The 20,787-nt window shown below is 40.2% G+C and carries 19 protein-coding genes; 7 read left to right on the top strand and 12 right to left on the bottom strand.

Annotated features, from left to right (window positions below; genetic code table 11):
- The first annotated feature begins 18 nt into the window (after window positions 1-18).
- Complete coding sequence (locus GXP67_RS13160) at window positions 19-1,524, top strand: sugar ABC transporter ATP-binding protein (protein WP_162443533.1); 1,506 nt, start codon at window positions 19-21, stop codon at window positions 1,522-1,524.
- Here GXP67_RS13160 and GXP67_RS13155 read toward each other — a convergent pair.
- From GXP67_RS13155 to GXP67_RS13125, 7 genes are all read right to left on the bottom strand, one after another.
- On the bottom strand, window positions 1,507-3,135 hold the full coding sequence (locus GXP67_RS13155) for a DNA repair protein RecN (RefSeq protein WP_317170132.1): 1,629 nt from the start codon (window positions 3,133-3,135) through the stop codon (window positions 1,507-1,509). The genes GXP67_RS13160 and GXP67_RS13155 overlap by 18 nt on opposite strands.
- Window positions 3,136-3,318: 183 nt before the next feature.
- Window positions 3,319-3,462, bottom strand: a complete 144-nt coding sequence (locus tag GXP67_RS13150; protein ID WP_162443532.1) for a hypothetical protein — start codon at window positions 3,460-3,462, stop codon at window positions 3,319-3,321.
- Window positions 3,463-3,586: 124 nt separating this feature from the next.
- Entirely contained in the window at window positions 3,587-4,507 is a 921-nt protein-coding gene (porD, locus tag GXP67_RS13145) for a type IX secretion system protein PorD (protein WP_162443531.1), read from the bottom strand.
- A 111-nt stretch (window positions 4,508-4,618) separates the two neighbouring features.
- Window positions 4,619-4,948: a DNA-directed RNA polymerase subunit omega gene (locus GXP67_RS13140; protein WP_162443530.1), complete on the bottom strand. Its 330-nt coding sequence runs from the start codon at window positions 4,946-4,948 to the stop codon at window positions 4,619-4,621.
- 74 nt (window positions 4,949-5,022) lie between these two features.
- On the bottom strand, window positions 5,023-5,853 hold the full coding sequence (locus GXP67_RS13135) for an outer membrane protein assembly factor BamD (RefSeq protein ID WP_162443529.1): 831 nt from the start codon (window positions 5,851-5,853) through the stop codon (window positions 5,023-5,025).
- A gap of 128 nt (window positions 5,854-5,981) precedes the next feature.
- Window positions 5,982-6,488, bottom strand: coding sequence for a T9SS type A sorting domain-containing protein (locus GXP67_RS13130; RefSeq protein WP_162443528.1), 507 nt, complete (start codon window positions 6,486-6,488; stop codon window positions 5,982-5,984).
- Between the two features lie 161 nt (window positions 6,489-6,649).
- The gene (locus GXP67_RS13125; protein ID WP_162443527.1) at window positions 6,650-8,176 is read right to left on the bottom strand and encodes an OstA-like protein; all 1,527 of its coding nucleotides are present in this window, start codon (window positions 8,174-8,176) and stop codon (window positions 6,650-6,652) included.
- Between the two features lie 236 nt (window positions 8,177-8,412).
- On the opposite strand from GXP67_RS13125, the gene tilS reads away from it, so the two are divergent.
- The 4 genes from tilS to GXP67_RS13105 all read left to right on the top strand — a co-directional run bounded on the left by tilS (window position 8,413) and on the right by GXP67_RS13105 (window position 11,301).
- Window positions 8,413-9,735: a tRNA lysidine(34) synthetase TilS gene (gene tilS / locus GXP67_RS13120; protein ID WP_162443526.1), complete on the top strand. Its 1,323-nt coding sequence runs from the start codon at window positions 8,413-8,415 to the stop codon at window positions 9,733-9,735.
- A 28-nt stretch (window positions 9,736-9,763) separates the two neighbouring features.
- Window positions 9,764-10,306, top strand: a complete 543-nt coding sequence (locus tag GXP67_RS13115; protein WP_162443525.1) for a Crp/Fnr family transcriptional regulator — start codon at window positions 9,764-9,766, stop codon at window positions 10,304-10,306.
- Window positions 10,307-10,409: 103 nt separating this feature from the next.
- Entirely contained in the window at window positions 10,410-10,844 is a 435-nt protein-coding gene (locus GXP67_RS13110; RefSeq protein ID WP_162443524.1) for a DUF2452 domain-containing protein, read from the top strand.
- A gap of 139 nt (window positions 10,845-10,983) precedes the next feature.
- Window positions 10,984-11,301: a hypothetical protein gene (locus tag GXP67_RS13105; protein ID WP_162443523.1), complete on the top strand. Its 318-nt coding sequence runs from the start codon at window positions 10,984-10,986 to the stop codon at window positions 11,299-11,301.
- Window positions 11,302-11,417: 116 nt separating this feature from the next.
- Here the strand turns inward: GXP67_RS13105 and GXP67_RS13100 are convergent, their stop codons facing one another.
- The 5 genes from GXP67_RS13100 to nirB all read right to left on the bottom strand — a co-directional run bounded on the left by GXP67_RS13100 (window position 11,418) and on the right by nirB (window position 17,682).
- Entirely contained in the window at window positions 11,418-12,488 is a 1,071-nt protein-coding gene (locus GXP67_RS13100) for a molybdopterin molybdotransferase MoeA (RefSeq protein WP_162443522.1), read from the bottom strand.
- Between the two features lie 26 nt (window positions 12,489-12,514).
- Entirely contained in the window at window positions 12,515-13,165 is a 651-nt protein-coding gene (locus tag GXP67_RS13095; RefSeq protein ID WP_197901686.1) for a response regulator, read from the bottom strand.
- Window positions 13,152-14,630: an ATP-binding protein gene (locus GXP67_RS13090; protein WP_162443521.1), complete on the bottom strand. Its 1,479-nt coding sequence runs from the start codon at window positions 14,628-14,630 to the stop codon at window positions 13,152-13,154. The genes GXP67_RS13095 and GXP67_RS13090 overlap by 14 nt, the downstream gene beginning before the upstream one ends.
- Window positions 14,631-14,726: 96 nt before the next feature.
- Window positions 14,727-15,089, bottom strand: a complete 363-nt coding sequence (nirD, locus tag GXP67_RS13085) for a nitrite reductase small subunit NirD (RefSeq protein WP_162443520.1) — start codon at window positions 15,087-15,089, stop codon at window positions 14,727-14,729.
- Between the two features lie 97 nt (window positions 15,090-15,186).
- Entirely contained in the window at window positions 15,187-17,682 is a 2,496-nt protein-coding gene (gene nirB, locus GXP67_RS13080) for a nitrite reductase large subunit NirB (protein ID WP_162443519.1), read from the bottom strand.
- Between the two features lie 284 nt (window positions 17,683-17,966).
- Between nirB and cobA the strand changes: the two genes are divergently transcribed.
- Window positions 17,967-18,722, top strand: a complete 756-nt coding sequence (cobA, locus tag GXP67_RS13075; RefSeq protein WP_162443518.1) for a uroporphyrinogen-III C-methyltransferase — start codon at window positions 17,967-17,969, stop codon at window positions 18,720-18,722.
- Window positions 18,723-20,093: 1,371 nt separating this feature from the next.
- Window positions 20,094-20,720 carry a VTT domain-containing protein gene (locus tag GXP67_RS13070; RefSeq protein ID WP_162443517.1) on the top strand — a complete coding sequence of 209 codons (627 nt, stop codon included), beginning with the start codon at window positions 20,094-20,096 and terminating at the stop codon, window positions 20,718-20,720.
- The last annotated feature ends 67 nt before the right edge of the window (window positions 20,721-20,787 follow it).

Raw genomic sequence — 20,787 nt, 5'->3', positions numbered from 1 at the left:
TGTATTGCTTGATAAATTATGTCAGACCAGATCCTGCTTCAACTCCACAACATCACTAAATCATTTGGGCCAGTAAGAGCGTTAAGAGGCGTTCATCTGGAAGTAAACCGCGGTGAAGTGCATGCCTTAATCGGAGAGAACGGTGCCGGGAAAAGTACGTTGATGAAGATCCTGAGCGGGGCTGAAAAACCAGATTCAGGAGAACTTATCTATGATGGTAAATCCTATCATCCGGCTAATCCGGCTGATGCCCGTTTATCAGGTATTGCCATGATCTACCAGGAACTTACCTTAGCGCCACATCTTACCGTTGAGGAAAATGTTACTTTAGGTATAGAACAATCAAAGTTTGGTTTTGCCAAAAGCCGGAAAAAAGCGGTGCAGGAGGCGCTTGCTATCCTGGGGCAACCAGACTTAGATCCCGCTACCAGAGTAGATAGATTAAGCATTGCCAAACAGCAACTGGTTGAAATTGCCAGAGCATTGGTACTGGAAACCCGCCTGGTAATTATGGACGAACCTACCAGTTCGCTTACGGCGGCTGATACCCAGGCACTATTTGAAGTAATCAGGCGGTTAAAAGCCAAAGGCATTGCTGTAATTTATATCAGTCATTTTCTGGAAGAAGTACAACAGATATGCGACCGGTATACTGTGCTACGGGATGGACAGACGGTGGGCAAAGGGAATATGGCGGGTACACCTGTATTGCACTTGATTGAACAAATGGTAGGACGTTCGTTAGAGGATATGTATCCACATATACCGCACGAGATTGGCAAGCCTGTTCTGGAAGTACAAAATCTGCAGGGGAGAAACATTCTACCTAAAAACGCATCATTTATACTACATCGGGGTGAAATATTGGGCATTTCAGGTTTGGTAGGTGCCGGACGCACAGAAATGATCCGATGTTTGTTTGGTTTAGACCACGTTAAAAACGGACAGGTTAAAATTAGTGGCAAGCCAAATTTACATGCAGAATACATATCTCCTGGCCGGGCATTGGAAAGTGGATTGGATTTACTGAGTGAAAACCGGAAGGAAGAAGGATTAGCCGTGAATTTGCCTATTTTTTCTAATATAACATTATCAGCCCTTCAGCATATCAGCCGTAAGGGCTGGCTTAATCTGGCGAAAGAGCAGCAAACGGCACTGGAATGGTGCCAGAAGATGAATGTAAAATGCCGTAATCCTGAGCAGCCGGTAAGTGCTCTTTCCGGCGGTAACCAGCAAAAAGTTTCTATAGCCCGTTTGCTGAATCACAACAGCGATATTTTGTTTATGGATGAGCCCACCAGAGGAATAGATGTGGGTAGCAAAGCGGAAATATACCGGCTTATTCAAACGCTGGCTTCTCAGGGTAAAGCTATCGTAGTGATTAGTTCTTATTTGCCTGAACTTATAGGCATTTGCGATACACTAGCGGTTATGCATCGGGGAGAATTATCTGGGATTAAACCTATAAAGCAATGGACTGAACATGATATTATGCTGTTTGCAACTTCAGGCGTACTGGCTTGATAGCCAATGATTAATATTCCAGGAACTCTCTGGCATTCCGGATGGCACTTTCAGAAGGTGGCTCTCCACCAATAATTCTGGCAATTTCGTTGATTCTTCCTTGTTCCGTAAGCCGGCGGATTTTGGTATTGGCTTTATCAGATGAGTTATCTTTATAAACAAAGTAATGTGTCCCCCTTTGGATGCAATCTGGTGCAGGTGTGTGATTACGATCACCTGGTGATTGTGGGCCATATCTTCCATCATCCGGCCCACTTTAATGGCAATTTCTCCGGAAATACCAGTATCAATCTCATCGAAAATGATGGTAGGCAGAGACGTTTTACTGGCCAGTACATACTTTACACATAGCATCAGTCTGGAGAATTCACCTCCGGAAGCTACATTTTTAAGTTCCTGTGGTTTGATGCCTTTGTTGGCACTAAACAGAAAATGAATTTCATCGATGCCATCTGAGGTTGGTTTTACAAGAGTATGAGAAATTTTCACAGAAGCATTCGGCATACCCACCTCAGCCAGCAGCTGCTGCAACTCTTTTTCAATGCCTGGGATACAATTAATCCTGGCTTGTGACAGATGTTGAGCGGTTTGTAGCATTTCCTGTTGTGCTTTCTCAGCTTCTCTTTTTGCTTCTGCAATGGTTTCATCCAGGTTGAGCACTTTACGTACTTTTTCCGAGAGGTCTTCCTGTATCACCAGCAGTTCTTTTACCGTTTTTACCTGATGTTTTTGTTGTAAATGATAAATGATACTCAACCGTTCCTGTATCTGTTCAATTTTGGTTGGGTCAAACTCAACATTCATTTCTTCCCGTTCCAGCTCCGAAGCAATGTCTTTCAGTTCAATTAAACAACTGTCAGCCCTATCTTTTAGGGTCATATACCGCTCAGACAGATTTCCAATCTGGCTTAAACTATTCACCACCGAACGAAGACCGCCATTGACCGAGAATTCTGCATTCGCCAGGTATTCGAGCGCAGTATTTAGTTTAATTTTTACCTCTTCCGCATTTTCCAGCAAGTTCAGTTCATCTTCCAGCCTTTCTTGTTCTCCGGCTTCTAGTTTAGCGCTGGTTAATTCTTCAAGTAAAAAACTATTATAATCCAGTTCTTTCTGAGCCGATGAAGATTCATTCTGCAGCGTACGATATATCTCTTCTTTTTTGCGAAAGAGCCGGAACTGCTGACGATATTGCTGCAATAATTTTTGATTGCCTGCGTAGGCATCCAGAATACTTAACTGGTATATGTTAGAGCCTAATTGCAGGGTATCATGCTGGGAATGCACATCCATCAACTGCGAACCTATCTTTTTTAACAGATCCAGATTAACAGGCGTATCATTAATAAAAGCCCTGGATTTCCCATTCGGACTGATCTCCCGCCGTATGATACAGGAAGTTTCGTAATCGAGCTCAGCTTCTTCAAAAAAAGATTCCAGTTTGTAGTCTGAAATATCAAAATTTCCTTCAATCACGCATTTATCTTCGGTATCGAACAGCACTTTTGTATCTGCCCGGTTGCCCAACATTAATCCGATAGCGCCCAGCATAATAGATTTACCTGCACCAGTCTCGCCTGTAATGATATTCAGCTCTTTGTTGGGCTTCATTTCCAGCTGCTGAATTAATGCGTAATTTTTTATAAGAAGATGTGTGAGCATAATATTCTCTGACAATACGAGTACGATTTGTACATATATGTGTACAAAATCTGCTACAAAATAATAAGTTTTGGGTTATTGTGTAAATTATTTAACGGAGTAGTATCCTGTAGGGATATGGTAGTGGTTTGTTCAATACAACGACTCCTTGTCGATAATAATTTCTTCAATGTGGCTCAAAAGAAATGTATGCTTGTTAAACCGCATATCTTTCATTATTACTGACTTTTCATCCCAACCAGTTAGTACGCCATGAAAAACGGTATTGTTCTTCATAAGCAAATTTACTTCTTTGCCTGATAATACAGCAGTGTTTGCAGGAATGTTTTTACTCGGGATTCTTATCTGGCGTTTACCCATATAAGGAGAAATGGGATACGAGGATGGGTAGTTATTTTATTTATTTGACTAGTTTTTCGTAGCGGTCCGTTTTGGTAGGATCTAGTTCAACCAGTACATTATAGGCGTTCTGTTTTTCTTGCTGAGAACCTTGCAGAAAAACATTAATCAGCTCGTTGCCTTTGGTATCAAAAAAAGTGTTAGTAAGTACAGCGGCAGGCTTCAATTGATTTACTTTTACTAAAGAATTAAGCACTTCCAGAATTTTTGCCCTAGCCTGATCAGGATTACTAAGGAAAGTATCCAGCGCCTGACGATGATAGGTATATAAACCTTCGCGCAGTGGCTGCATCTGCTGACTCATTAGATTTTCGATTAGCCAGTAGCGGTTACGCGTATCTTCAAAGGCTTTCCATCCTTTTTCCGTTCCTACACTTTGCTGGGCATTATTGGCAATAGTAAGAGCTTGCTGTAAATAAGTATTACCACCAAATTTACTAAATGAATCATAATCGAGGCCAATGATAACATAGGCATAAAAAGCAAGCATGGATGTCAGGTTACTCGAAAATGTATTAGGGTTGAAATCCATGGGTTGAGCATTGGTATATTCAAATTGCCATTCCCGGTCAATGTAATTGAGCAAAACCGATTCATAGTCTGATCCAAATACTGGCCTGGATGATTGTATTTGCGCCGTACCTACAAAGGTTTTGATCGAAGGCATATCTGTAAGCCTGATAACAAGATTACAATTGATTCTTTCATCCTGCGTAAAATTATCATTGGTCCAGCGGCGGGTATTCATAAACTGGGCAATAGTTTTCTGCATATCTGCAAAAATCTGCTTTTCTGTAACCTGATTTGTCCGTAACTGGTCAGTATCAATAATTACATTACACCTGAGTTCCTGTCCGGAAACAGAAAAACTTCCCAGAATTAGGCAGAAAATAAAGGCTATACAGGATTTTTTTTTGACCATACGGCTGATGTATGATATAGAGTGGGAAAGAAAAGCAGGACTGCCTGAGAAAAGAATAGCAACCATCCGGAAAACAGTATACCAAAATTGCTTTCCGGATCTGATTTTAGCTTATATATTATTATTTCTTGTAGTATCTTCTACTTCAGGTTTTCTGAACATGATTCTACCAGCCAGAAACTCGTCGGTAGCTACCGAAGTAGGTTTTGGCATGCGCTCATAAAATCTTGAAATTTCAATCTGTTCACGGTTTTCAAAAACCTCTTCCAGATTATCTACGGTTGAAGCGAATTCTGACAATTTATTATTCAGTTCTTCCTTCATTTTGGTAGAAATTTGCCTTGCTCTTTTTGAAATTACAGACACAGACTGATAAATATTTCCTGTGGGCGCTGCTATTTTTTCTACATCTCTTGTAATTAAAGAGGGTAATGTGGCCATATTATTCGTTGTTGAGTTAATAATTTTAAAAATTAGAGGGTGAATACTAAGTTGATTTATGGGTCAGAAATGAACTACTTTTTATTGCTTTGTAATTCAGCACCGGCAGCCTCGCCTACTATGTCTATGCAGGTATCATAAATATTTTCAGCCTGCCGTAGATAGCGGCTATTGCTATATCTGTCAATAAAATTTTCGTAATATTCAATTGTATCCTGATAACGCTGCTTTTTCTTATCTTCTGTGCTGGATTTGGCCAGGTTATAGGCATTCACTAACTTCAGATAGGCTGCTCTTTCATTGTAATCTGAATCCGGATAATTACGCTGAAAGTTGTTAAACGCAATCACTGCTGCTTTATAGTTTTCAGTTTTGGAATACAGCTCTGCATTCTCATAGGCTTTGCGTTCCAGTTTTGTACGCAACTGACCAATAATTTCATTACACTTATCCTTGAATTTACTTTCCGGATAGGTGTTAATAAAATTCTGCATAGATTCAATAGCTGTTAAGGTATTGGTCTGGTCCAAGTTGTAGGCCGGGGAATCTTCGTATAGGGAATAGGCATACATGTACATAGATTCTTCCGCATATTCGCTTCTGGAAAATGTTTCGTAGAATTTCTTGAAATAGTGTGAACTCAATATAAAGTCGCCCTGGTAATAGTGGCAATAAGCTATGTAGAATTGAGCCAGCTCTGACTCCTTTGTGCCTTTAATTATGGGAATAATTTCTTCAAACAGCAGACTGGCTTTATCATAATCCTTTTTTTCATAATACTTTATAGCTGCCTGGTATTTTTCATCCACATTGGTGCTCTTTTGTATCTTCTGAAATTTACTGCACGAAAAGAAGAGCAGGGATAAGACCAGGAAAGACGTGAATATGAATTTTGAATTTTGCATAAGGGCGCAAATATAACCTATTTATAACAGACTTACAATCTGATAGGTTTACTAATAAACGTAAAAACAAAAAACAGATTATATCCTATACAATCTGTTTTAAGTGCCTGCTCAACTTGTTGAGTATATCAGGAATTATGCTTGATAATCAGTTTGCGGGTAACAAGATTTTTTCCATCGACATACAAGGCATAGAAATAAACCCCTGATGTAAGTTCTAATGTAGAAATGTTTAATCTACGGGCATCCCTTACGAGTGTATACTCACCTACTACATTACCAAGTACATTACACAAAATAATTTTTGCATGAGTAGTGCTCCCGGCCAGTACATAATCAATAGAAGCAATGGCACTTGCCGGATTGGGATACACACTTGAAATACTAATTTTATCGTTTGAAAAAAGAAGGTCAGCATTTGTTCCTCGCAGACTATCGGATACTGGAGAAACCGAATAATTATGTTTAACTAAAGCAATTTGCACAGGTTCATTATTTTTAACCTGGGGGCGTAATTCTTTAGCAGAAATATTTTTCACCTGACATGGAGGAGAATATGTATGGTTCGCCTTGATGCCTCCTATGAAGCTCAGGTTAGCTAGTGCAATATATAAAATAAGTAGTTGTTTCTTCATGGTTTATCAGCAGGTTGAACAAAATTTTATATACGGTAAATATAATAAAATTATGCCAGTCTTGTTATATTATGTTATGAATTGTTCAAGATTTCATTAAATGGGTTAAAATATATACAAACGGACCCACTCTTTATTATTCTTTTCGTACATAAGTGACCTTATTCTTCTTTATTTCTCACCAGTACATCAGCCCGTACAGGCCTTTCTTCTTTCCGCCAGGCAAACCCCTTTAATCTACGGGCCGGTTCTTCAATCTCGTGAGGTGGTATAAATACGGCATCAGGTGCAGTAATGGCTCTAATTGTACTTACTTTATTTTCTGTAAACCGGATAAGCATTTTAGCACATTCCATCTTATTCATACCCATGAGTAAGGTATCACCTTCACCCAAAGCAAAATACAGGCTTTCTGCATTACCATCCACGAATACCCTATCCATCTTACTATCTTTATTAAAATAAGCTGTCATACTTCTGCCTTTTAGCTGATTGTAATTAAGCAGCGTATCCTCACTGATCACAAAAGCATTTGTTTTAAGAAACATCTTATCCAGCTTATTGTTTGCCATCTGAATATGAATAGAGTCGGCCAGCATCTGATTGCCTGTACTCCACAATACCGGATCACGGAAAAAATAAATGGTAGAATCAGTAAAATTGTATAGCAGCGAATCGCACTTACCCTGCAAATCCGATTTAAAGATTTTTACATGGTGATAGGCAAATAGCCTTCGGGTACGATTGACCGTATCATCTACAGAAACCAGCGTATCAGCTGTAAGATACAGGGTATCACCGGATACGATATTTTTCATAACAGCGTTGCCATACACTTTAGAAATACCAGTTGTGCCATTGTACCGGGCAATGTCTCCTTCTACGATGGTGCTGTCTTCTTTGGCAAACAATACTACATTTCTTCTGGCAAGCCCATATTCATTTTGTTTGTCATAATATACGCTGTCGCCGGTTAAAGTGTATTTGTCATAATCGATGGTGGTTCTGGCCGTAAAATTGGATGACTGGGAAATGGTGTTATACTGCCCATCGGTAGTAAAAAGCTTATTGCCGGTTTTACCAGTAATATCGGTAGGGCCTTTAAAATAAGCTATCTTACTCGTCGAACTGTATTGCAGCGTATCCGAATCGAGCGTGTATTGCGGATTTACCAGCTTTACCACTTCTTTAAAAGAAAAAAGCTTTGTTCGGGTGTCATAATAACCTTTCTGACTGGTAAGTATGTTATCTCCATCAATGATGCGGCCGCCTCCAAAATAATATGCCAGACTGGCATTCATGTCGTAATCCAGCTGCTCGGTATACAAGGTCATGGTTTTATCTACCAGCACTACATTTCCCCGCATTTTAGCCTGTTTAGTATTTCCATCATAGTATCCTTTATTGCCAGTAATGGTTACGCTGTCGCCCTGTACAATGCGCACGTGCCCGAAAGTTTCCAGCGCATTAGCTACTACATCCTGATAGGCAGAATCGCAATACAATACGGTTCCTTTCTGCCGGAAAACCACATTTCCTACTACTTTTCTTAGCTCTTTACCATTGAGCTTAACCATTATTAGAGAGTCAGCTTGGTCCAAATGTACTTTATCTTCCGTTTGTGCAAATACCTGGTATCCACCAATGAATGTAAAAATAATTATAGCGATAACACGTAAAATTCTCATGTGCAACAAAGAAATTCCTGTTTATACGGGCTTGTTTAAAGAACAGGTTACAATAATTAAGCCATTCAAAATATGATGTTGTGCAAAAGTACCCCGTTTTATTTACATTTTGACGAACGGTTAATCTGCACGTATGAAATCAAGCCGGATATCTTATTTTTACACTGGATACCACAATACCAGTTCCCGTACATTTCCCGGAAAAAATGAGGTATATTGAGAAAAAATTGCCAAGTATGCTTGAGAAGTTTCTAGGTTACACATCTGAAAAAGAATTATTCCAACCCTCAGACCACATTTTACTGGCGGTGAGTGGAGGAATCGATTCAGTAGTGATGAGCCATTTATTTTATAAAGCTAAATTGAATTTTGCTATAGCACATTGTAATTTCGGATTGAGGGGAGCCGAATCGGATGAGGATGAGTTATTTGTGAAAAAACTCGCTAAAAAATACAAAGTGCCTTTTTACTCAGATACCTTTGAAACGGAAGCTTTCGCTCAGCAGGAAAAAATCTCTATCCAGATGGCTGCCCGTACCTTGCGTTACCGCTGGTTTGAGCAATTGCTTAATAATCATGGTTTCCAGTATCTGGCTACAGCGCATCATCTGAATGATATATTAGAAACTGTGCTATTTAACCTGACGAAAGGTACTGGTATATCAGGCTTACATGGCATTCAGCCCAAACTGAACCGAATTATACGGCCACTTTTGTTTGCAGATAAGGAACAAATATACGCCTATGTAGTAGAGCATCAACTAGCCTGGCGGGAAGATTCTTCCAATCAAAGTTCTAAATACCAGCGTAACCTGATACGCAATGAGGTGATTCCTTTGCTGAAAACCATTAATCCTAACCTGGAAGAAACTATTCAGCATACGATTGAGAAAGTAGTAAGTGTTGAACGGATTTTTGAGGAGGATATGCATCAGCTCAAATCCCGGCTTGTGCAACAGAAAACAGATATAATGTATATTGATTTTATTGCTTTGCAACAGGAATTTGAACCTGTTATTAAGTTGTCGTACCTGTTAAAAGAATATCAATTTTCGTTTACACAGACAAAGGACATCTGGCAAAGCTTAGGAGCAGAATCAGGACGCCGTTTTGAGTCACCTACACATACGCTGGTAAAAGACCGGACTTCGCTGATTATTACACCAAAAGCGCTGAATGAATTTATCAGTACATCTATTGAGAAAGAACAACTTTCTTTTCAAAATGAGTTTATTCATTTACATTTTGAAACTATGGATGCCAAAGATTTTACGATTACCCCGAATTCTCAGGTAGCTTGTCTGGACCTGGCTACATTGCAATTTCCCTTAAAACTCCGGCGGTGGAAAGAAGGCGACTGGTTTTGTCCGCTAGGGATGAATAAAAAGAAAAAAATAAGCGATTTCCTGATTGATACGAAAGTGCCTGTAAATCTGAAAAGCCGTATCTGGGTGCTTACTTCCAATGGGTCCATAGTCTGGATTGTGGGCCACCGGATTGATAACCGTTTTAAAATTACTGATAAAACAGAGCAGGTACTGCAAATCAGTCTTGCATAACATATACCTTTAAAAATAGCTGCTGACCATGTTCAATATCACCAATAGTCTATTTAAAAAATCATATTCCATTAAAGAACTGAATCTGTTTAGGTTTTTTGCTAAAAATTATCTGTTTGAGAAGCTTTCTAAAGAAGAAATGGCAGTCTTTATCCCGTATTTACACATACGTAACTTCCAGAAGAATGAAGCCATCTTTTTTAGGAACGACCCCAGCCGGGCATTGTACATTGTAAAAACCGGCAGGGTTTCTATTAACATTGATGTGGCGGATAGATTTGAATTTCTCAAATTTGCAAAGCCCTGCGAATCATTTGGCAACAATGCCTTACTTTGCGACACAACCAGGGTATATAATGCCATCGTAGATTCAGATTATTGCGATCTGTATGTGATTCCGCAAGTGAATATTATGGAGATTTTTGAGGCGCATATTGCCATCCGGGCAAAAATGCTGACTGCTCTTTCGGAAATGTACAACCAGAGTACGGTTAATCTTTTTAAAGCCTATCAGTCAACTTTTGGCTTTTTCGATCTTAGCCAGGCATATATGGATGAGTTAAAAATTTGACAAGCAGATATATTTACCTTCAGATGGAGTATAACTAAGTTCTATGATTTCTTCTGGAACATTCCTGTCATTGTCTTGTTAATAAGGAGAAATATATTTTTTTATGACTGAGAATCCCATCGACAAAGATAAAGTAGCCCAAAACCCAGGATTGCTGCCCTATGCCCATACTATTGGCAGTGCTGTAATTAAACCAGAAGATAAAGGTAAAATAAAAGGCCGTGCGGTAGCTGCCATGCGTCAGCAAACCGAAAAACAAATGTCTCAACTCTACAGGCAGATGCAGGTACTGGCAGAGCAAGCGCAGGAAATTAAAAGAAGGGTGGAGGTTTCGGAAAGAATTTATTCTGCTGATATGGGTTTCGAGCCTTTGGTGGGGCATACCTACTATTTGTATGAAAGAAAAGATGGCACCGATCTGCTTTCGATGATCGCTCCGGAAGAATGGGGGCGTTCTATTTCTTTCAAACGTTTTGTTGCCAAAGTTCTGCTTCTGGCCGACCATACCTGGGAGGTGAGCTATAACACTGAAAATTAAAAATGAGGCCAGATTTGTTGCAGGGCGAATCCATGCATTTTTGTTGTCTAAAGCCCTGAATAATTATTTAAACAGGTGCTATGTTTAGTGCGGTGCAATTATTATATTAGTATCCCTAATCTGTAAAAGCAATAATAGTATGGCAAGTGAACTCGTAACTCAACTCAGGCACATTCGGGATAAGGTAAATGACCTGTCCATTGATGATGACAAAGCAAAAGAATTTGAAAATTTAATCAACAAGTCTATCGAAATTATCACCAAAATGAGTAATCCACACGACGACTTTTTTGAAAGCCGCCGGAGAGGAGCACTGCGTGATCTGCAAAGTGATTTTTCCAGACATTTAAAAGGATATTGGGAGAGTCACAGCAAAATAGATAAGATCTCTGAATTCAGCCGTGCCCGGAATAATGCCAACCTGGTACTGAGCCATATTATCACTTCTTTCAAATAAAACTCTAAACATTTTCCTGTTAAGGTATTTGAGCCATTTTTGTTAACTTTTAACAAAAATGGCTTTTGCATGATATAGCAATCATTGTATAGTTCATTTATTCAGCCAGGCTACGATTACCAAGCATAAAAGGGCAGCAATGTTCCCTCCGGTAAATTACTATGCATTTCTCTTTGTAAGGCAATTCCATTGCTTTGCAGCGCCGCACCAATGTCGCCGCTGCCATTGTACCGGATGGGAAGCAATCTGGAATAGGCATCCGTATTTACAATTTTGCAGGGAAAAAACTCATCATATTTGCTTTTCTTCATTTGCTCTGTAGCCAGTGGCAGCAAAATGGGAGAACGGGGAGATATATTAAAACAAGCACATATATATGGTTCCAGAAATATCCGGCAGGCGACCTGTAAAGCAAGCGGATTTCCAGGCAACCCAAATACCACACCACCTGCTGGTGTACGGCCAAACCAGAAAGGAGCGCCTGGTTTTAATTTTACGCCATGAAATAGCTCTTTCACACCCAGGCTGGCAAGTACTTTCGGAACATAGTCAGCATCTCCTTTGGATACTCCTCCTGAAATGATCAATATATCTTTGTTGAGCAAACTGGTTATAGTATCTCGGAGCGCCTCTTTATCATCAGGTACCAAAGCTTTTGCAGGAGAATGAATACCAAATCTTCTAAGCGAAGAAGAAATTGTATATGAGTTTGAATCCCGGATCTGATGAGGTAATGTCACACTACCTGCCGCCACAATTTCGTTGCCGGTAGAAACAATAGCGACTTCCGGTAATTGCTCTACCTGTACATAGTTATGCCCATTTATGGCAAGGATACTCTGGCAGGAATCATTTATCCATTTGTTTTTTGCGAACGGCACTTGATTTTTCTTGCAAAGCATGGAAGACCGTACTAAATCTTCTTCTATTTGAACAGCCCCATCAGAAACAAAAATATTTGACCCATGTTTTCTGTTAGCATAAGAATGTGTCAATGAATGGGTAAGTAGCTGAAATTCTGTGTTGTGTATATACTCAGCAGGATGTCCATTCAAAGCAAAAGTAAGGTTGGGGTTTATATGCTGCACCCATATACGTCCAAGGGCCTGCTCAATAGAGATAGTCTGGGTGCCAAAAGACCTGGCCTGACTTGTTATATGGCTTAGCGCTTCCTGAACACTGATCATAGCTTAATAATTTTGCAGAACCATACTTACATGAGCTTTTCATCCAGAACCTTTTTTACGAGTTCTACCGCATTTTTAACGCTCAGTCGTTTCATCATATTAGCCCGGTGATTATCTACGGTGCGTATGCTTAAATCAAGTTTTTCGGCGATTTCCCGGCTGCTGTCTCCCTGTATAATAAATTTAACAATGGATTTTTCCTTTTTGGAAAGCTTGGATTTTTTCAGATTAGCTTTTTCTGAATCTTTTACTTTTTGCAGGTATGAAGCCACAATAATATTGGATACCGAAGGGCTAAAATACTTTTCTCCTTTTGCTACAGTCTGCAAAGCTTTTAGCATCTCATCCCTGGTGGTGTCTTTTAGCAAATATCCATAAGCGCCTGCTTCCACCGATTTAAGAATATAATCTTCGTTATTATGCATAGAAAGCATCAATGACCTTGTTTGCTTGTAGTGCTTGCTTACTTCCTGTGCCGTTTCAATTCCATTCATGATGGGCATGGCAATATCAATCATGAGTACGTCTGGCGATAGTTCTTTTACCTTTTGAAGTGCCTCTGCTCCATTTTCTGCTTCTCCTACAATTTCGACTTCAGGATAGCTTTCCAGCAAGGACATGATTCCGTTCCGTACAATCGTATGATCATCTGCCAGCAGTACTTTAATCTTGTTCATGATAGAGGGTGATATAGGGAATTTTTACGTGGATCTGGGTGCCTTTGCCTGGTTTAGTTGTGATTTTAATATCTCCGTTAATTATAAACGCCCGTTCTTTCATATTGCTGATTCCGGCAGACGGATTATTTTTTCCGGGCTTCGATGCAAACTCATCATAGGCAAAACCTTGGCCGTTGTCATCGATTTTGAGGTGAATGTGCTTCTTTTTCAGCGAAAGATCAACCGTAATTTCACTGGCTTTGGCATATTTAATGGCATTATGAATGGCTTCCTGTGCAATGCGGTATAAACCAATCTCTGCGTTTTTTACTAGCCTTTCTCCTGTCAGGTTAGTAGTGAAGGTAATGCTAATTTCTGAACTTGTGGCTATCTGGCCGGTTAGTAATTTTAAAGCCGAAGCTATGCCAAAATCGCTCAGTACGGCAGGCATTAGGTTGAAAGAGATGGTACGGGCTTCTGTAATGGTTTGGGTGATTAACTGGCGGAGTTGATTCAGATTTTTTTGTCCTTTTTCGGAATCTTCTACCCAGTCGCCTACTTTTTCGATGCTGAACTTTAGCGCAGTGAGCATTTGCCCTAGTCCGTCATGAATTTCCCTGGCTATACGTTTGCGTTCTTCTTCCTGTCCTTCAATCAGATAGGAGGAACGGAGCTTCTGTTCATTCATTTCCTGCTGGTGCTTTTGTGTAGTAGCCTCCAGCAAAGCTTCTCTGGTTTCCTCCAGCGACTGATTTACCTGCATTAACTCCTCATTCACCTGCTTGGTCTGTTGTTCTGAATTCACCAGCATCTGGATCGTATGCCGGATCTGGGAAACGGCCGGTCTGAAAATAAATATACCTTCCAGCAGTAATACTATCAAGGTGCTTATCAATAAAATAGTTTCTATCCGTTGTGATGTATTCACCCGTTGTATCGCCTCTGCATCATATTGAAATACAATCTTATCCATGAGTTGCAAATAGGGATGTTCATTCCGGAGTACCTCATTTAAATTTTTTTCTACTACTTGATAGGAGGGAGCAGAAGTGTTAGAATAAGTCTGGAGAATTTGCTGTACATTGGTCAGCATTTTATTGAAATGCGGCTCAATCCTGGCAAACATCTGACGGATGGAGTCACTATTATTAACAGGTGTTTCTATAGCATTAACATGTCCGCTCACCAGCCCTTTGTGGCTGTCTTCCCAGGTTTTTACATCTTTTCTCAAGTCAGATAGGTACAAAGCGGCTTGTATACTATCTGGTGTGCGGGTTAATAAAAGTACAGTTTTACTGATTTTCTGACTCAACATCCGCTGTCTTCCGGCCATATTAATTACTCTAGAATCACTTAGCTGGTTACGCAGGGAACGTTGCACCAATACTTGCCCTCCGATTGATAATAAGGCTACAGCGGTAAGCGCCAGCAAATAGAGCTTCGTAATTTTGCGTGTAACAGTAGTGTCGGAGGAGGGAAGCATAATAATTTGACAAATCCTGAATATTAAACAAAGAATAACGAAGGTGATCTACTTTAGCCCTCCTTATTTCTTATCCAATATTCTTTAATTCTGCTTTTACTCTACGCCAATATACACATACCCATCCTCTACCTTTACCGGATAGACTTGTATGGAGTACTCTTCTCCATTCAAATTTTGCCCGGTGGTAAGCGAAAAAGTTCTTTTATGAAGGGGGCAAGCTACTTTTGGTTCTCCACAGGCATCACCAATCAATCCACGCGATAATACCATCTGCATTTTATGCGGACACATATTCTGACTTGCATACCACTCGTCGGTAGCTTTAAAATGGAACACAGCTATTTGTATGCCCTTATATTGCACACATGCGCCTCCATTTTCAGAGAAAGCTTCTACCGGAGCAGCTTTATACCAATAATTAGCTTTTTGTGTAGAGGTCATTATGTTCCGTTGCATTAGGGTAGGGAGTTAAGGTTTAGGGCTAATTTTGAAAGACACTGGTGTCAGTAATAATTGAGTAAATCACTACTGACTTTTTTGAATACTGATAATATTATCTGCTCCAGGCAACTGGCACTTTCTGTCCCCGTTCTTCCCGGAACTGAATTTGCGGATCGGCTTCGTCTGAGTTAATAAAATGTTTGAAACGCCGGCGTAAAGCAGGATTGTTCACTACTTCTTTCCATTCACACTGATAGGTTTCTATGAGGAATTGCATTTCTTTTTCCAGTTGTTCACCCATACCCAAAGAGTCTTGTACAATTACCTGTTTCAGGTAGTTAATTCCCCCTTCCAGTTTGTTAAGCCAGGGAGCAGTTCGGGTGAGCGGTTCGGCCGTTTTAATGTAGAACATCAGAAAACGATCGATATATTTAATGCAGGTTTCTTTGTCGATGTCGGAAGCCAGTAACTGGGCATGCTGGGGTTTGGCGCCACCATTTCCGCATACGTATAAATTCCAGCCTTTCTCGGTGGCAATAATGCCAAAATCCTTAGATTGAGCTTCGGCACATTCACGTACGCAGCCGGAAACGGCACTTTTAAGCTTGTGAGGAGCCCGTAATCCTTTATAACGTTCTTCTACTTCAATGGCAAATGTAACCGAATCTTGTACACCAAACCGGCACCAGGTAGAACCAACGCAGCTCTTTACGGTCCTGAGAGATTTTCCATAGGCATGTCCGCTTTCGAATCCGGCATCGATCAACTCTTCCCAGATATCTGGCAACTGGTCTACTCTGGCACCAAACAGATCGATCCGCTGACCACCGGTAATTTTGCAGTATAAGCCATATTTCTGGGCTACCTGGCCAATGACAATCAGTTTTTCAGCCGTAATTTCTCCACCGGGAATACGGGGAACGACAGAATAAGTACCTCCGCGTTGAATATTAGCCAGATATCTGTCATTGGTATCCTGAATGGTCGCTTGTTTTAAGATCATCTCATTCCAGATACTGGCCATCATCGAAGCAACAGCAGGCTTACATACTTCACAGCCATGTCCTTTGCCATATTCATCAATTAGTGCATCGTAACTGCGGATGCCGCTGATTTTAATTACATCGAACAGTTCCTGGCGGGTATAATTGAAATGCTCGCACAATACTTTCCGGACTACCTTTCCCTGTGCTTTCATGGTTTCGGTGAGCAGGTCATTCAGCATCGGAATGCAGCCGCCGCAACCGGTACCAGCCTTCGTGCATTTTTTGATATCTTTTATATCATTTAATTCTTCTTCTGTAATAGCCGAACACAAAGTCCCTTTCGATACATTTTCACAGGAACAGATCAGGGCTTCATCTGGTAAGTTCAATACGCCGCTTCCTTGAATGCTTTCACTGCCACCCCGGGCACCTAGTATCATGTCTTCGGGATTGGGAGGAAGCAGGATATTATTTTTAACTGTTTGCAGCAGCATATTATAGCTTTCTGCCTCACCTACCAGCACACCTCCCAGCAGGCGTTTTCCATCCTCGGTAATATTGATCCGCTTGTAAATGCCTTTTACTTTATCTTCCAATACAATGGTGCGGTGTGCGGCACCCATGCAGAACGGATCTCCGAAACTGGCTACATCTACCCCGATCAATTTCAGTTTGGTAGACATATCGTAGCTAGTAAATGTTTTTTCACTGCCCATCAACTGGCTCACCACAACATCTGCCATTTCATATCCTGGAGCTACCAGTCCATAGATCATCTGGCCATGTAAGGCGCATTCCCCAATGGCATAAATAGCTGGGTCACTGGTTTGCAGGGAATCGTTTACGACAATTCCGCCTCTGGCACCAATAGCTAAACCAGATTTTGTAGCCAGTTCATCTCGGGGTTTAATACCTGCCGAAATCACCACCATATCAACTTCCAGGGAGGTGCCATCCGTGAATTTCATTTCGGAGATGCAATTTTCTCCTTCAATAGAACCCGTATTTTTATTCAGATGTATCCCGATACCTAAATTTTCCAGTTTGCTTTGCAGAATTTTAGAACCTGCTTCATCCAACTGTCTGGGCATTAGCCGGGGGGCAAATTCCACCACATGTGCTTCCAATCCTAAATCCAGAACTGCTTTGGCTGCTTCCAGTCCTAATAAACCCCCTCCGATAACTGCTGCTTTTTTTGCTTTTCTGCTATAGCTGATAATGGCTTCCAGGTCTTCTATGGTGCGGTATACAAATACCCCATCTTTTTCTACGCCTTTTATCGTAGGTACAAACGCTCCCGAACCGGTTGCCAGAATAAGTTTATCATAGGAAAAAGTCCGGCCATGCTGGGTAGTCACCGTTTGGGCAGTCCGGTCAATGGCAGTAACCAGTTCGCTGGTGAGAAGCTGAATTCCATTGTTGGCATACCAGTCCGCTGATGCCATAGTGAGATCTTCTACAGTAGTTCCCGAAAAGTAGGCACTTAAATGAACCCGGTCATAGGCAGGTCTGGGTTCTTCTCCAATAACAGTAATAGTAAAAGTATGTGGGGCAGACCTGGCAACCAGTTTTTCACAAAACTTATATCCGACCATGCCATTGCCTATAACTACTATGTTCATATGATGTAGGTTATTTGTTACTGGTTAAATTTATACTTATGCTAAAACTACTTAGAAAAAAAATACGGGTCAAATTTAAATGTCATTTTCCGGAAAAGTTTATATAAATTCTTAAAACAGGTTAAAATTTGATGACAAATTTTGTAAAAAATGGTATATATAAAATTTTATACATTAAATTTTAGGCAATATTTGAATAATGATATATATTTGTAAATACTTTTTTTTGAGTAGATATACTTAAAAAATTCTATTCTTTCTACAGCGCAGCTAAACGTAATACTATGGCAATCCCTACGCTTACCTTGGTTGGAGCCGGTCCTGGTGATCCGGAATTGATCTCTCTCAAAGGAATTAAAGCCCTGTCTAAGGCCGATGTGGTATTATATGATGCCCTGGTTCATCCTGATTTGTTAGTGCATGCACCGGAGGAGGCGATAAAAATTTTTGTAGGCAAAAGATCCGGTTTCTGTGAGTTTGCCCAGAAAGACATTCACGACCTGATTGTCTATCATGCTTTGCATCATGGGCATGTGGTACGGCTGAAAGGCGGCGATCCGTTTGTGTTTGGAAGGGGGTATGAAGAAATTACCCATGCCCGCAATTTTAATATAGCTACTGAAGTAATTCCAGGTATTTCCAGCTGTATTGCCGTACCGGAAGCACAGCATATTCCTCTGACCTGCCGGGGCATTAATGAAAGTTTCTGGGTATTGACCGGAACTACCATGAATCACCAGCTTTCTAATGATATTCAGGTAGCGGTTCAAAGTTCGGCTACGCTGGTCATACTGATGGGCATGAAAAACCTGCGCCAGATTGTAGAAATTTTTACAACGGAAGGCAAAACCCAAACGCCTGTGGCTATTATTCAACAAGGCACCTGGGCAGAAGAAAAAGTAGCCGTAGGTACGATAGAAACCATTGCAGACTTATCAGAAAAACAAGGTTTAATTAATCCGGCTGTGATTGTAATTGGAGAGGTAGTAGCCTTGCATCCGCAGTTTGTAAGGGAAGAAGTGGCGAAGCGGTTTGCCTGACCGAAATATGTAAATAGTTATTTATGCTAAGCATAGTTTGAAAGCTGGAATTGCAACAGTTTACTGAAGGATTTTCTAGGCAGCCAATCTTTTTTCTTCTAAAAAAAATGGTACGGCAACGGACTTCTATTCCCTAGTGCAGAATGCTTTCTTTTTCTAGTATACTATCCCTCGATATATTCAAATATAGATCATTTTGCCTGCGCTAGTATATCATAATGGACATGATATACTAACTCCGTTTTTTAAGTTTTAAAGAAGCTTTCTGCTATTGCATTAACCCAGCAGACCTGCTGATACGCTAAATCCAGTATTGCTGTCAAGTACAACCATCCTTCCCCTATTCTGATATAAGTGGACCCAAATGCAAGCTTTATCGCAGGTCCGGATCTGATAATTATTTCTGGATAATGATTTGTGCAGAAAAATCTCAATTCAGGTGATTATCCGCTACAGCAAACGCAAGTTTAGAATCCGTAGTCTGAACCCCGTATTTCTTGCGGATAATACTTTTAATACTCTTGCCACTTGTGGACATGACACGCAAATACCCCGGTCTCTTAACTCATTAGTATTTCTGGGCCTTTCGTATATCTCAGACTAAACCCTGATCGGAATCCACGTTTTTTACTATCACTGTATATTTTTCTAATGTCAGCTAATAACATATTTGGTTTAAGGGTACTTAAACCAATAGGATTTCTTAACCAATAATAGTATCTACTTACACTCACTTTAAGAACTTTACAGATCTTTTCAATGGGAAACAATAAGAGGTATTCCTTTATGAATTGAAATATTCTCCATCTCTCTTTCCAACTGGACATCCTTCAGTTTCTTTGGTAATCGTCTCCTTTTTAATTGTTGTGCAGTAAGGCCCAGTTTATCACCAGGAGATAGATGGGAATTCTTGCTTATTTTGCCTCCATTTACTTAATCAACCAGGATCTATCTCTAACTCTGCGGCCGCTACTTTTACTGATCACTTAGCATAGGATAACTCTACAGCCATCCATTTAAATACCTCATCAAATACTTGTCTTTTCATAGGGTCAAATTCAATAGATTATGCAATCTGCCTATCTTTTTCTCTACTTAAAGGTAGCAAGCTCATCTACCTCTTGATCAAACCTATGTAATTCCATCAGTCACATGAAATGTAAATTAAACCCTTCATTGTATTGTGGTTTTATTGCCTTTACTATACTTATAACTTTAGCAGTTCCCGTATCTTGAGGAAGCCTAAAAGAATACGAATCTCATTATCTTTTCTTTTGACTAAACACATAAAATTTACTTTATTCGTCTTCAAAACATTCGTACACTTTGTAATTTTGATTGAGGCCCTTATAAGGTTTACTTATACACCTGATGAACCGGTATATCTATATATTTATTTTTATCTGCCTGTTTACTGTTTTAACTTTTGTTGTTTTTGAGACAAGTGGATATAGTTTTGAAGCTTTGCTCACCAATAATTCATCTAAATCCTGGCTGGCTCTCCTGAGTTTACTGCTGCTGGCAACAGATGTACTCTTACCGATTCCTTCGAGTTTTATTATGGTAAGCAATGGGGCTTTATTTAACTTTTTGCCTGGAGGTTTACTATCGCTTGCAGGCGGTTTGCTATCCTGTACACTAGGCTATTTTATCGGACTAAGGGCGAAAGGTTTGATCAATAAATATATTCCTTCTCCACAACAAGCGCAGGCCAGGGCATTTTTAGAAAAGTATGGTGCCCTGGCCATAATCGCCTCCAGACCTATACCGGTGTTGGCCGAAGCTGTAGCGATTATGAGTGGAACCCTGAAATGGCGCTTTCAAAAGATGCTGGTATATTCATTGATTGGCCTTGTTCCCATCTGTTTTATTTATTCTTTTACCGGAGCTTACTCTACTTCTTTCGACAATGCCTGGCTGGCTTTGCTTTTTAACATAGGCATAGCCCTGCTTCTCTGGTTTTTTACCAGAGGTGATAAAGTACCTTCCAAAAGGTAAGTGAAATCCATAAGTAAAAAATATTTGGTGTTTGAGTGTTTATTATCCTTTCAGATCAATTAATTTA

Origin of the sequence: Rhodocytophaga rosea (assembly GCF_010119975.1) — a bacterium.
Lineage (GTDB): Bacteria > Bacteroidota > Bacteroidia > Cytophagales > 172606-1 > Rhodocytophaga > Rhodocytophaga rosea.
This window is presented reverse-complemented; position numbering and strand designations above follow the sequence as displayed.